Source organism: Spirochaetota bacterium, assembly GCA_026414805.1.
Classification (GTDB): domain Bacteria; phylum Spirochaetota; class UBA4802; order UBA4802; family UB4802; genus UBA4802.
Genome location: JAOAIH010000044.1, coordinates 13,390 through 27,077 on the forward strand (window position 1 = coordinate 13,390; position 13,688 = coordinate 27,077).

13 protein-coding genes are annotated in these 13,688 nt (G+C 36.2%); 1 reads left to right on the forward strand and 12 read right to left on the reverse strand.

Annotated features, from left to right (window positions below; translation table 11 throughout):
• Nucleotides 1-18 precede the first annotated feature (18 nt).
• The 4 genes from N3F66_09855 to N3F66_09870 form a co-directional block, all read right to left on the reverse strand.
• Entirely contained in the window at nt 19-735 is a 717-nt protein-coding gene (locus tag N3F66_09855) for a tRNA threonylcarbamoyladenosine dehydratase (protein ID MCX8124453.1), read from the reverse strand.
• 114 nt (nt 736-849) lie between these two features.
• On the reverse strand, nt 850-1,338 hold the full coding sequence (locus tag N3F66_09860; protein ID MCX8124454.1) for a hypothetical protein: 489 nt from the start codon (nt 1,336-1,338) through the stop codon (nt 850-852).
• 181 nt (nt 1,339-1,519) lie between these two features.
• Nucleotides 1,520-2,287: a TatD family hydrolase gene (locus N3F66_09865; GenBank protein ID MCX8124455.1), complete on the reverse strand. Its 768-nt coding sequence runs from the start codon at nt 2,285-2,287 to the stop codon at nt 1,520-1,522.
• Nucleotides 2,287-2,706, reverse strand: coding sequence for a secondary thiamine-phosphate synthase enzyme YjbQ (locus N3F66_09870; protein ID MCX8124456.1), 420 nt, complete (start codon nt 2,704-2,706; stop codon nt 2,287-2,289). Before N3F66_09870 ends, N3F66_09865 begins: the two co-directional genes overlap by 1 nt.
• A 196-nt stretch (nt 2,707-2,902) precedes the next feature.
• Between N3F66_09870 and N3F66_09875 the strand changes: the two genes are divergently transcribed.
• The gene (locus N3F66_09875) at nt 2,903-4,195 is read left to right on the forward strand and encodes a DUF362 domain-containing protein (protein ID MCX8124457.1); all 1,293 of its coding nucleotides are present in this window, start codon (nt 2,903-2,905) and stop codon (nt 4,193-4,195) included.
• Nucleotides 4,196-4,202: 7 nt separating this feature from the next.
• On the opposite strand, the gene N3F66_09880 is transcribed toward N3F66_09875, so the two are convergent.
• From N3F66_09880 to N3F66_09915, 8 genes are all read right to left on the reverse strand, one after another.
• Nucleotides 4,203-4,976 carry a hypothetical protein gene (locus tag N3F66_09880; GenBank protein ID MCX8124458.1) on the reverse strand — a complete coding sequence of 258 codons (774 nt, stop codon included), beginning with the start codon at nt 4,974-4,976 and terminating at the stop codon, nt 4,203-4,205.
• Nucleotides 4,977-5,291: 315 nt separating this feature from the next.
• Nucleotides 5,292-6,101: a DUF2490 domain-containing protein gene (locus N3F66_09885; GenBank protein ID MCX8124459.1), complete on the reverse strand. Its 810-nt coding sequence runs from the start codon at nt 6,099-6,101 to the stop codon at nt 5,292-5,294.
• A gap of 104 nt (nt 6,102-6,205) precedes the next feature.
• A complete protein-coding gene (locus N3F66_09890) occupies nt 6,206-7,081 on the reverse strand; it encodes an A/G-specific adenine glycosylase (protein ID MCX8124460.1) in 876 nt (291 codons plus the stop codon).
• A gap of 11 nt (nt 7,082-7,092) precedes the next feature.
• The gene (locus N3F66_09895) at nt 7,093-8,142 is read right to left on the reverse strand and encodes a DUF933 domain-containing protein (GenBank protein ID MCX8124461.1); all 1,050 of its coding nucleotides are present in this window, start codon (nt 8,140-8,142) and stop codon (nt 7,093-7,095) included.
• 96 nt (nt 8,143-8,238) lie between these two features.
• The gene (locus tag N3F66_09900; GenBank protein ID MCX8124462.1) at nt 8,239-10,704 is read right to left on the reverse strand and encodes a methyl-accepting chemotaxis protein; all 2,466 of its coding nucleotides are present in this window, start codon (nt 10,702-10,704) and stop codon (nt 8,239-8,241) included.
• A gap of 175 nt (nt 10,705-10,879) precedes the next feature.
• Nucleotides 10,880-11,686, reverse strand: a complete 807-nt coding sequence (locus N3F66_09905) for an SDR family oxidoreductase (protein ID MCX8124463.1) — start codon at nt 11,684-11,686, stop codon at nt 10,880-10,882.
• 84 nt (nt 11,687-11,770) lie between these two features.
• Entirely contained in the window at nt 11,771-12,982 is a 1,212-nt protein-coding gene (locus N3F66_09910) for an alpha/beta hydrolase (GenBank protein ID MCX8124464.1), read from the reverse strand.
• Between the two features lie 146 nt (nt 12,983-13,128).
• Entirely contained in the window at nt 13,129-13,353 is a 225-nt protein-coding gene (locus N3F66_09915) for a hypothetical protein (GenBank protein MCX8124465.1), read from the reverse strand.
• Nucleotides 13,354-13,688: the final 335 nt, after the last annotated feature.

A 13,688-nucleotide genomic window follows, 5' to 3' on the forward strand; every position in this document is an offset into this window, starting at 1 on the left:
GCGATAGCTCCTTAAAATTTAATCTTTTTGTAGCAAATATTTAATAGCACAACCAGCTGCAGCTAGCCCCATAATCCCGGGCATAAAGGATAAACTGCCGGGAACAGTATCATTACCAGAAACTCCCATAGTACGATTCCGTTCTTCGTGAAAATACACACATGGTACGCCGTGAGTTATTCCTTTTTCTTTTAGTCGTCTTCTAACAACTCGGGCTAGCGGGCAGTACTGGCTTTTACTAATATCGCTTATCCTGATACTTTCAGGATTAAATGCTCGCGCAGCCCCCATACAGCTGACAAATGGAATTTTATGTGTATACAGGTACTCAATTAACGATGTCTTTGCAGCAACATCATCAATAGCATCGATTACAAAATCAACAGTGTGTTCTATTACAGCAGTTATATTATCGGGAGTTAAACGTACTCTGTGGGGGAAAACAACAATCCCTGGATTGATGTCTTTTGCTCTATTTACTGCAACATCTACTTTAGGCATACCCAATGTACTGTCCATTGCAAGGAGCTGTCGGTTACAATTTGAAATTTCAATAACATCAAAGTCAATAATATGAACTGTACCAATCCCAGCCCTAACAATTGCCTCAAATGCATATGAGCCAACTCCCCCTAGACCAGCTATAAGCACTTTGCAACTAATAAGCTTTTGCAAATTAGCTTTGCCAATTAAAAGTTCAGTTCGTGAAAAACGTTTATCAGTATTTTGAATCATGCTCATTGTATTTATAACATTTCATACTAGGATATACCAATAGTAGCATACATGCAAATATATTGCAATGATTATAATCCATAGTGTGAAACTTAAAAAATACTTTTATTGATTTTATGATTTAACTTCAATCAATTCTGGTGGTGGTCCCCAGTAGAATTTTAGGCAATGTATGCCTTTTTCTCTATAAAAATCAAAAGTATATGACCTATTTTCATAATAACTGGGTAAATTATTAGGATAGTTATCGGTATTTATTTCTTTTAATCGTTTTTGGAAATACAAAAAAAATTCTTCTAGTACATTATCCACGCAAAATGCAATGATATTAGCAAGTGACATCTTCCACAATTTCTTCACATCAAGGAAAAACTCATACTCAGACTGATATAAAACCAGATGTACTCTACGCCATGGATTTTTAAGGTCGCGTTTGCGATATGCTATTCTTTTAAATGCTTCATACTTTCTCTTTTCCTTCTTTGCTGCATACATAATCATATATGCAATGATAGTCCTCAATGGCACACCTAATCGTTTAGAATAATCATTAAGTAAAGAAAGATGGTTTAAGGAAATGCAGGTAGTAGTTTCAAAGTCCATAGTCCCTCCAAAGTATTTGTTTATTTGTTTCAAAGAATTAATCGTTTGATATAATTTGTCAACGAATATTTTTCTATCAAGAATGATGATTGCCTCGGCAAAACTCAGCAACCTTTCCTTAATTGCTATTAGTTAGTTTACTGAATTATGGTTGTTTTCAATTGTGACAAAAGAATACTTTTTATATTTTCAAATTAAACAACTTTTTTGCATTACTGGTTGTTATTCGTGCTATTTCCTCTTGTGGTTTTTCTATAAGCTCACTTACTGCTGTAACAACATAAATAATATTTTCGGGTACATTGATGTGCCCGCTTTTTTCTACAGGTGGTATGTCTGGGCTATCAGTTTCTAGCAAAACATAATCAGGATATATAAATTTTAGCACCTCTAATTTCTTTTTACTATTTCGGAAAGTAACAGCTCCCCCAAATGAAAAATAAAATCCAAATGGAATTAATTGTTTTGTTATTTCCAGATTACCAGAATATGAATGAATAACCCCACCAGCTGTAAGAGTACCCACACGCTTTAAAGATGCAATGAGCTCATTAAAAGCTCCCCTGCAATGTACAATTATTGGCTTTCCCAATTCATTTGCAATTGCCACTTGATCCTCAAAGAATTTTTTCTGCAATTGCATGTCAATGTTGGTCTTTGCATCCAGCCCTATTTCGCCAATAGCACAATACTTAGTATCACTCACCTGTGTAAGCTTGTACAACTCATTAAAAAAATTTTCACTAATGTACCATGGATGTACACCTAATGCAAAGTAGACTTCCTTATGCTGCGTACTTATTTTTTGCGATAGTTCCCACTCATCAGGAACTATCGCACATGTAATAAGTGCTATTACCCCTACACTTTTTGCTTTTTCTATAATACTGTGCAATTTCCCCGCAAAGTGCTCGCTTTCCAGATGGCAATGAACATCAATCAGTTCCATTATTCACCTATGACCTTTACAAGAACACGCTTAGGGCGCTGTCCATCAAACTCAGCATAAAATATCTGTTCCCATGGACCAAAATCTAGCTTGCCATTAGTAACAGCAACTACCACTTCTCTACCCATGATACTTCTTTTTATATGGGCATCACCGTTGTCTTCACCGGTACGATTATGCCTATACCGTGATATGGGCTCATGAGGAGCAAGCTGCTCCAAAAAATCATCTATATCATGTATCAGACCCTTCTCATCATCATTAATATGTACGGATGCCGTTATGTGCATGGCATTAACAAGGCATAATCCCTCTTTGATACCGCTTTTTTTAACTATCTCCTCAACCTTATCTGTAATATTTATATAATCCCGTTTTGTGCGCGTGTTAAATGTTAAATACTCGGTATACGATTTCATTAACCACCTCCGTATATAGTAATTGTCTAAATGTTCTACTTACATACACAATAAAATTTCCCGTGTCAATTATTTGTTGGGTAAAGATTTTAAAAGGGAAATAATTGATCATGTTAAATTAGAATATACATAAAAAATTATTGCCTAATTATACATATATTTTATAGTACCCCAAAACTGTGCCCGGAGGTCTATTATGCAAACAGTATCACTTGTAAAATATACAAAAAGTCCAGATTCATTAAAAGAGGCGATAGCTCTTTGTAATGGCTTTGCTGAATTAAAACCAAATCACAAGGTGTTAATAAAACCCAATTTAGTTGCCTGGGATGACCTCTTTCCGCCGGCACCATACGGCGTTTTTACAACTACCCGGCTTGTAGAAGACCTGGTTATACTCCTTAAGGAGTATGGATGTAATGATATTACTATTGGTGAAGGGTCTGTTGAAGTAAAAAAAGGTGTTGGCACTATGGCAGCATTTGCAGGTTTGGGCTATACTGAATTAGCAAAGAAGTATAACGTAAAGCTTGTTGACTTTAACCAATCTAAAGCCAAAAAATGTGCCATAGATGACACAACACATCTTATGATAGCCGAAGAAGCATTAGACTGTGATTTTTTTATTAATTTCCCTGTCCTTAAAACACATGGGCAAACAAAAATTTCATTAGGTATAAAAAACTTAAAAGGTTGCCTCAAATTGGCATCAAAAAAACTGTGCCATCATCCAAAGCTTAACTTGGAATACTGCTTTCCTTTTGTTACTGATTATGTAAAGCCAAAGCTTACCATAATTGATGGAATTTATGCACTTGAAAAAGGTGCACTGCATTTTGGCAATGCTTTCAAAAAAGACATCATTATTGCTTCCACCGATAGCCTGGCTGCGGATATGGTTGGAGCAAAAGTAATTGGCTATGATCCAACTGACATTGCACATTTTGTAACATTTGCCAACCGTCATAACAAATCCTTATCGCTGACTGATTATGAAATCAAAGGCGAAAAATTAGAAGACCATATCCAGCCACTTAAATGGGACTGGGCGTGGACTGAAGATAATACCGGCCCAGGAATATTTGCCAAAATGGGTGTAACGGGCGTTGCATTACCTAAATATGATGATACGCTTTGCTCAGGTTGCTCACCAATAGCCAATATGTGCAATATCCTGGTATTGTCTGCATTTAAAGGGCAGCCACTTCCAAAGGTTGAGATACTCAATGGCAAAAAGATGCAGGCACGCGCTGGCTATGACAAAACAATATTGCTTGGCAATTGCATCATTAAAGCTAATAAAAACAACCCCAACATAAAAGAACCTGTTGAGGTCAAAGGATGTCCACCTGACTTTGATGATGTAGTGAAAACCCTGAAAGCCTGTGGATTGGAAGTTAATGAAATGGCATATTTAGGGTATATGAAGCAGCAGAGTGAAAAGTACAACGGCAAGGAAGGTTATGACCCTGCATTCTATAAGGCATAGCCAGTAATTATATTGGTTCATCTGACGATGGTTTCTGCCGTATGAATGCAGATACCACATACGGCAAAGATACTGTACCATCTGCTTCTAATGCATAAATAGTAGAGAGTAAATCTTTGTTATCATTGATCAATGTCTGAAGTTGTTCAAGACTGCAACCAAGATAGTTGGCAATTGAAAAAAGATTAATTACAACTTTCTCTGTATAGGATTTTGCTAAGCCAAACTCATTGAGTGTTAAAAATGTCTTCAAATCATCTTCCAGATAATAGTCTGTATGCAATGGATTTATTGTATGAGCTATCTCATCAAAAATCCCATCTATGTCTTCATTGGGCAACACAAACCCAGCTAAAAAGAGTACACCTTCAAACTGCAGCGCACGCCTAAATTCATCAATTGACCTTCCAGTATCAAGTATATCCAGGCAATCAATACATACTATCATATCAGCCTTATAGTAATCAATGGGGAAATCATTGAAGTTTCCGGTAACACCATAAAAGCGGCTCATCCATTCATTTTTGCTATACCGTGCATAAAATGATTGTAACAATGAAAGTGAAGGCTCAACCACAACACATAGTGCTTTTGAAACCTCCATAATTGCTTCAATATATTTTGGATTTCCTAACCCTATCTTTACAATGACATGTGGCTTGTATGTTTCAATACAATCTTTAAGCCTGCCAAAAACCAATTCAAAACGGTTGTCAGGTTCAATCAATGTATGTAAGGATGCATCATATTCCAAAAGCTGCTGCAACGTTGCAAACTTCATTGTTTCCCCCTACGCTGGTTTTGCCGCTCATCATTCCAGTTTTTTGTGGAAAAGAAAATTGCGCTATTATTCTTAAGCACTCAGTGACAAAGAATCTACTACAAGGAATTAATATTTTTCCCTGAATGGCGCTGTGCTCATACTACTATTGCTATTTTCATCATGTTTTGTCAATTTTTGCTATGGTTAAATTTTGATATTATATTTGTCACAACACTATGTATATCAGGATTGATGCATGTTTACAAAAATGCAAGCATAAAAAAATCCCACGACAATTACTCGTGGGATTTTTTTATTGTATCAGTATACCATTTATTCATACATTTTGAAAATAAATGTCAACGTAGTAAATAGATAGTGGTCTTTTTCGGTTAGCTTGTTGCCGGTTTTAAAGTACTGTGTCTGGTACATGTACATTGGAGTAAGGATAATAGTTGGAGTAAACTTATAGCTAAAACCAACATATACTCTGTTCTGTGAAAAGCCACCATATTCAAATCCCGGTGTAAGTGGAGCTTTTGTAATATCTTTTGTGTCTTCATCATCAATTACACCCTGGAATATCTCATCACCTATCATAACAGCAAATTTATCAGTTATACTGTATTCTACTCTGAAATATTCCCGAATAAGGAGGGAATACCCTTTTTTAAGTGAACTTGTTGTATAGCTAGGGTAAGTTGAATAAACTTTGTTGTGGAAAATAATCCTGTTCCACAACTTCAAATTGCCTATTTTATATTCAACGATTGGCAAAAATTCTATATTATGGGAATAATAATATTCATCTTCGCCAGTTGGGGAAACCGCTGCCCGTGTGGGAAATCCCTGATAGTAATACCATAATGGCAATTTGACAGTTAAATTGTCAAACTTCATTGTGTAGGTAGGGCCGGTAAATAACTCGTAAAAGAATGTCTTTTTTTCTTCTTTGCCCGGATCATTCTTTCTTTCATACTCATAGCTGTGGCTTGTAAGCAATGTCCATGACCACTGTGGTGAAAAAACGGCAGTTAAATCTAAATACGTCCACGAACGGTATGCAACTGGTACAGCAAAAACTGATACTGATGTACAAAAAACAAACACCAGTAAAAATAATAACGTAAATCGTTTTACCATGGGAAACCTCTCTATATATAAATTAAATAATGATGTGGAATTAAACTAATCCCTTATTATAGTCATGCAACAATACAAGCATTCTGTCAATAATTTTTTATCAACTACTTGGTGCGTATCGTATAAAAATTTTTTTCTTCACAAATCATATTTTCCTTACACAATGCATCAAGTGCCAGGTGTATTTTTTCAAGGGGATAGTTTAGGTGCTGCAACAGTACCTCTTTATGGACTGTACCATTATGTACAAGAAACCGCACAATATCACCGCGAACCTTTCGCAGTGAGCTATGATACGGCGATTGCACTTTATACTGTGTGCTGTGTCGACTATAGTTATAGTGCTGTTTAATATATGCACCTGTGTCCATGAGTGCATTATAAAATCGCTTTGGATTAGCTTTATCCATAGTTGACTGTAACAGAGGCAGTATCAATACATCAGCAACCGTATCGTTTGTAGTAAAAAAAGTATAAATATATACAGTGCGAACGTTTGTTTCTACATATAAAGCTGGTTTTCCAAATGCAAATATTGAAACAGAAGCCGCCGTTGCCTTACCCAGCCCGGGCAGTTTTTGTAGCTCTTTTTCATCATCCGGAATTTTGCCGTTATACTGTGTTACAACAATCTTTGCACACTCCCATAGATACTTTGCCCGCCGGTTGTATCCTAATCCCTGCCATACTGCAAGCACTTCATGAAACGACGCTTTTGCCAGCGATTCAACTGAGGGAAATTTTTTGATAAACTGGTTGTACTTTTCAATGACTCGTGCAACCTGGGTCTGCTGGAGCATTATTTCAGACACAAGTATATGGTAGGAGTTGTCGGTTGTGCGCCATGGGAGGTGGCGATAGTTACTGTCATAATAATCATAGATGCACGATAAAAATTTCTTCTTTATGGCTGCATCAATTTTCTTTTTCTTGTTAAACGACTTTCTTACAGCTGCCAGTCCATCAAGAAGTCTATCCATAGTAACTATCGCTACACATTAAACCTGAAGGATACAATATCACCATCCTGCATATAGTAGTCTTTGCCAACAAGGTGATACTTGCCTTCCTTTTTTAAAGTTTCTTCACAGCCTGCAACAATAAAATCGTCATAGTGCATAAGCTCAGCTCGTATAAACCCTCGCTGTATATCGCTGTGAATATACCCTGCAGCCTCTGGTGCGGTAACTCCTTTCGGAACAAGCCACTGCTTTACCTCATCCTGCCCAACAGTAAAAAATGACTGCAAGCCAAGCGAATCAAGTATTGCATCACATAATACATGCAAGGCTGGTTTTGTAACGCCTAACGATGCATAAAATTCTTTACGCTCATTTTCATCATCTATTGCTGCTATTTCACTTTCAAGCTTTACCGCAACAGCTAAGGCATGCACTGTATGATGCGCAAATATATTCTTAAATGTGGTAGTGATTGCACTGTTGCTATCATCAGTATTGAAGACCACAACAATTTTTTTTAATGTAATGAATGGATAGCTTTTTATAATTGCACCATCATCATCTGTAAGCTTTAGGCTATTCAAAAGATTGCCACCTTCAAGATGCTGCAAAAATTTTTGCAGCAAAGTAAGTTCTTTTTCTTTCTGCTGCTGTGTTTTCTTCTTATCCTGCTGTAAGCGTTCTATACGCTTTTCAGCAAATACCATATCATGCAAAATAAATTCACTTATAAGCTTTTCATAATCACGCAGTGGATTAACACTGCCCTTTATGTGATACACCGAATCATCATTGAATGCGCGCACAACAATGCACAGTGCATCCATTGTTACAATATTGCTGAAGATGCTTCCTTCCCTGATCATTTCATCTGTTACATCACCAACAAGGGTAATATTAATGGTAGCAGGTGCTGTCTTTTTTGGCTTGTAGTGTTTCACAAGTGTGGTAAAACGGCTATCCTGTATTGTTGCAACGCCTACCCCTTTTTTTACATCAAATGAGTTATTGGTTAAAAGCGTAAGTAATGTTTTTTTGCCGCTCTGCGGGTAGCCTACTATTCCTAATGATAAAGCCATAGTAAAAAAATCTCCCGTACTAAATATAGTAGGGGCGAACTACCATTCGCCCCTACAGGATATATTGTTATCACACATTAAATTTTTATCAATAAATCATGATATCTTAAAGAATGACACCATTTCTTTTAACTTGACAGCTAACTGTTCAACCCCTGCAGCGTTTGCAGACATCTCTTCGGCTGCACCTGCATTGCTCTGCGACAGCTCATTGATAGTGCTGATAGATTGAGATATTTCATTAATAGCAACACGCTGCTCTTGTGTTGCATTCTTAATTTCTTCGGATCCAATTTGTACATCTGCAATCATCCCCTGTACCTTTGTATTGATAGCAAGCTGTTCTTTCATCTCTGCTGCAACCTGCTCAATGCGGCTAGAAATATCTTTAACGCCATTAATAATAAAACCTATTGTTTGAATTGCCTGAGTAATGTTATGTGTACCTTTTGCCATTTCAGTGCTGTTTTGTTTTATCAGGCCATCAATTTCTTTTATACTGAGTGCAGTCTGTTCTGCAAGTTTTGAAATTTCATCAGCAACAACTGCAAACCCGCGGCCAAAGTCACCTGCGCGTGCTGCCTCAATTGCGGCATTAAGAGATAAAAGATTAATCTGCTCAGAAATATCATTAATAATTTTAACAATATTTTTCATATCATCAGAACTCTTTGATAGCACCTGCATGGTTGCATTCATCTGGTTTAATGACTGGCTTCCCTCACGCGAACGCTCAGCAATAAGTTCAACCTCTTTCACCGAAGCGTTCATTGTATCAGCAACTGTCTCTATGGTCTGTGACAGGTTCTTCAACAAATTTATAAGTGATGATAAACTCTGGTTTTGGCTATCAGCACGCTTTGCAACATTTTCCATTCCAGCTGCTATCTCTTCAACAGTTGCGGATATCTCTTCAACTGTTGATGCTTCGTTTTGCACATTGTCAGTAAATGAGCTAATTGCCTGCGACATCTGCGTGGATGAGGACGCCAGTTCATCAGCAATTTGAATAATATGAGCTATCGCCCCACGCAATTCACTGATGAGCTTGTTAACTGCTGCTGATAATATACCCACTTCATCGCCTTTAATAACAGAAAGGCTTTGTGTTAAATCCCCTCGTGCTACACTATTCAACACCTCTCGCGCTATTTGCAATGGTTCTAAGTGCCGTTTAACATTTCTATATAAAATAACAGTTGCAATCACACACCAGAATAATCCTATACCCAATGATAACAATGCCAAAAGTTTTGAATATTCATTCATTTCGGATTTGGGAATGCTTGCAATCAACAAAAATCCTGATTTACTTTTAGTGCAGTATCCAAATTTATCGTCGTTTCCAAATTTATACGAAACGAATTCATTAGGGTTATCATATAACTTTTTTCCCCATTCATAATTCAAAAGAGAATCATTGGTAACATCGCGATAAGGATGAGCAAAGCCAGCACCATCCTGATAGGCAAGAAATATATATCCAGTTTTCCCAATTAGTGCATCAGCCAGTATTAATTTTTTTAACGCATCAATTGCTATAAGGGCTGCATACATTCTTCCATTTATGGTGTCACCAACAACAAAATATGGAAGTTTATCTTTTTCCATCACAACAGGTTTTGAAACAAAGCTTTTTTTGTCTTCAAAATATTTAATCGCTGTAATAGCTTTTTGAAAAACACTGTCATATTTACCACTGCCAGATATAATCACGTTTCCGTTATCCAAAATGGCACAGTCGGAATATATTTTTCGTAAAGAAACTACCCTATTAATTGTATTCCGGTCAGGGAATGCTGCTATCATTCTACAATCGTTTTGCGTATATTCTATAAAGTTATCTAACTTATTGCCAGTTTGCTTGGAAATAACATCAATAGTATGAGAATACATTTTCTGCATGTAATTATGCGACAGCAATATACCAAATGTTACCAGCATGATAACAAGAAGCACATTGACAATACTTGCTGAACCAGTAAGGATAGGTATTAATGAACCAAATGCCGTCACTGGTTTACCGCTTATGGTGTCCCTAACATCATCAAATAATCCTTGCTGTGTTAATGCATTGATTGTTTTTGGAATAAAATATGTACCAAATACCAAAGAAACAGCAATGGATAAAATTCCACCAAACCACAAATATAAAAGCTGATCAAACGTTAGACCATACAACAAAGCACTGGTAATGCTGAAAACAGCAAGGCCTATAATCCACTGGGCAATAAGACCCAATGAAAACATTACCACTGCACTGCTCAGACGTTCCTTTAATATCAGCGCATGCTTTTCAGAAAAGTTAGCTCCTTTTGCTTTTGCAGTAAAATACCACCTGAAAGGTGCAAATAAAAATTGATACCAATAATAGGTCATAACTGCAACTGCTACAAACACAATGAATCCTGGAACAATAACAACCTGAAGATTTGAAAAGCTTATCTCAGTTTTCCAGATGAAAAACAAAACAGTAAGCGGTGCACCAATTACTGCCGACAGTGCATTACCGTGTATCAACATATCATAATAAAATCGGCGGTAGGTTTTTATATAATCCATAATTGCCTCGTGATGTGTAAAATTTGACAAAAGTTTTACCAATAAAAAAAATATAAACGTTATAAGAGATCAATAATTAAAGAGAAGAATTTCTGAAGCTATAATCAGTGTAGCACTTTGTTCCCAAAAATTATTAAAAATTTGGGATGAGTGGACGTTTTTTTATTTGTATCGTTTACGAATTTATGAGGTTTTTAAGATTTTCTTTGTTCTTAGTGCCCATTTTTTCAAGTATTGGCCACAATTTCACTACTAGACGTGGAAAAACCATAATAAACCGTGTTACAAATCCCTGTGATGCGGGGACTACAATCTCAGGTTTTTTTGTATGCAAAGCTTTCACAACAGCCTTTGCCACATCTTCAGGCTTCTGCGGTTTACTTAAAAAAGTAAGAGGCGAACCACCATGTGTTGCCTCATACTGCAGCATTGGCGTATTCACTGAATCAGGAAATACCGTAGCAACATGTATCTTCTTTTTTAATTCTATATGCAATGTCAAAAACAAACCGCGCAGTGCAAATTTAGTTGCAGTGTAAATTGAGCTATACGTTTCTGGCACTATTCCAGCAAGTGAAGCGATAGTTACTATTGCGGGCCTTTTACTTTTTTTCAAATATGGTAATGCTTCAAAGGTACAATAAATTGGACCCATACAATTAACCTGTATTTGGCGATTAATTTCTTCATACGAGGTATTCTCAAAAAGATTTGGTTCTATTATTCCAGCATTATTCACAAGAATATCAATACCACCATATTTTTTTATTACTTTTGCAATCATTGATTTTACTGATTTGATATCAGTTATATCACAGTCTATTGCATACACACTATCGCCATACTGTTTCTGCATATCAGCAAGCGCTTTTTTATTTATATCAACAAGCACGCATGTTATTTTTTCCCTTACAAATTGGGCAGTTATTGCTCTTCCAATACCACCTGCAGCTCCGGTTATGATAGCAACTTGCTTTTCCATATGTACTATAACCCCATGTGATTGTAATGTTTTCCTGTAGGCTCACAATGCATTGCGATCCTACAGGCTTTATGTGTAACAGCATTACTTTTCAATCACCAATAAAAACTCACCAATTTTTTTTAACATATCATTAAAATGCGGATTATATGTTAGTCGTGTAATTACTTTATACTTTTCAATGTTTTCTTTAGTATTTTCACCTTTCCATATATCAGGATCTGTCAAGCACTGATGGCGTTCTGGTGTATTTGGTTTATAATATAAGCAATTTCTATAANCACCGTTTTTTCCATAGTGTGGATCATCAGGTGGAATAGTGATGCATATATGCGGCATATTTAATATTTTTTCCTGTGGTATAAAGCTATTAACTGTAATAATATAATTATCCTCACCATCATAATCTTTTTCAGGCTGTGTGGTATACAGAATAAACATCTTTTTGCCAGTTACATAATTTTTCATCACAAATAGCGTTCGTTCTGTACTCACTGTCCTATCATCAATACTCTGGGCAACAAATACTGGTACTGTTACCTTTTTCCCTTCATCAAAGAGCGCATCAACTTGCTTAATGAGCTTGTATGTCTGAGTTACCCCATTGAATGTAAACGATTGGTATTTAGTATAATCCACATCATCTTCTATGCTTTCCCAATCTTTGAATGTTCCAATGACAGGAGCCATCCACGCTAATTTTGAGTAAATAGCAAAGGCTGGTGCAAATAAAAATAATCCTTTTACATCATGATTGGCATTTGAAAGCACATAATGAACTGAAAGTATTGCTCCTGTTGAAAATCCCCCCATATATACATTTTTTGCATTCTTTTTAAGTTGTAACATGCCATAGTGAGTAGCTTTAATCCATTCATCATTTTTAACTTTTAACAAATCACCTGGTACTGTTCCATGCCCTGGTAAAAGGAGGCCATATACCAAAAACCCTTTTTCTGCAAAATGTTTCCCTATTGCTCGTAAAAAATATGGTGAATCAGATAACCCATGAATAAGCAGTATCCCTTTTTGATAAATACCATCAACTGGCTTTGTCAGTGGTTTGAAAATAAAAGGGCTGTTCATGGTAACTATCGCATCTTTATTTTTTGTTTCAACGCGTGCGTTTGCAATAACATGAGTCATTAATTCTACATACTGTTCGTATGGTGTTTCAAAAGGAATTGTGAAAGCGCTGTTAAAACCTGATTCTTTTAATCGCGATGGATTTTGAGCATAGACGTATACTAATAATACAATGACCAGTGAAATACTTATTAATAGCTTTTGTTTCATTATAACCACCTCTTTTTAATATTTATTTACTGATATTTAAAAACTTACATGGTATTGAATAACTAAACATTACCTTGAAGCAAAACTGCTGCTTTACATTCAATGAAGTTTAGAGTGTTCTGTAAAGAAATAATTTATTTATTATATTATGGAAAATCTTTTGCACATTTCTCCATACACTGGTCAAATGCTATATTACATGCAGCTTTTTTTGCTTCATCCTTTTTAGCATCATCAAAACATTTCTTTTTGGCTTCAACACACGATTGTTCGCATGCTGCTTTCTTTGGATTCAACGATATACCAATACTATACTGGACAGTTGCACTAATGAATATAGTTACCACTACCATTATAATAATTTTTTTCATGGCGGCCTCCTTATGATCATTTATAGTTACTTAGTTCCTTATTGTACTTTGCCCATGAAAGAATGCAACAATTTTAACATAAAATATGCTCTGACCCCAAATTATGGCATCCCTCACATAACTCTGTGTACTCTGCGCCCTCCACGTGATGTATCATTTTATCTCACGCAGAGATCGCAGAGAATGCTGAGATGGGGAGGGGGCTCTGACCCCAGGGTAATTTTACAGTTAATTATAGCGTGTCATCCTGAACTTGTTTCAGGATCTTAAAATACATGCTCTGACCACAGCTTACTCTGTGACCTTAGCGCACTCAGCGTGATGTATCATTATGT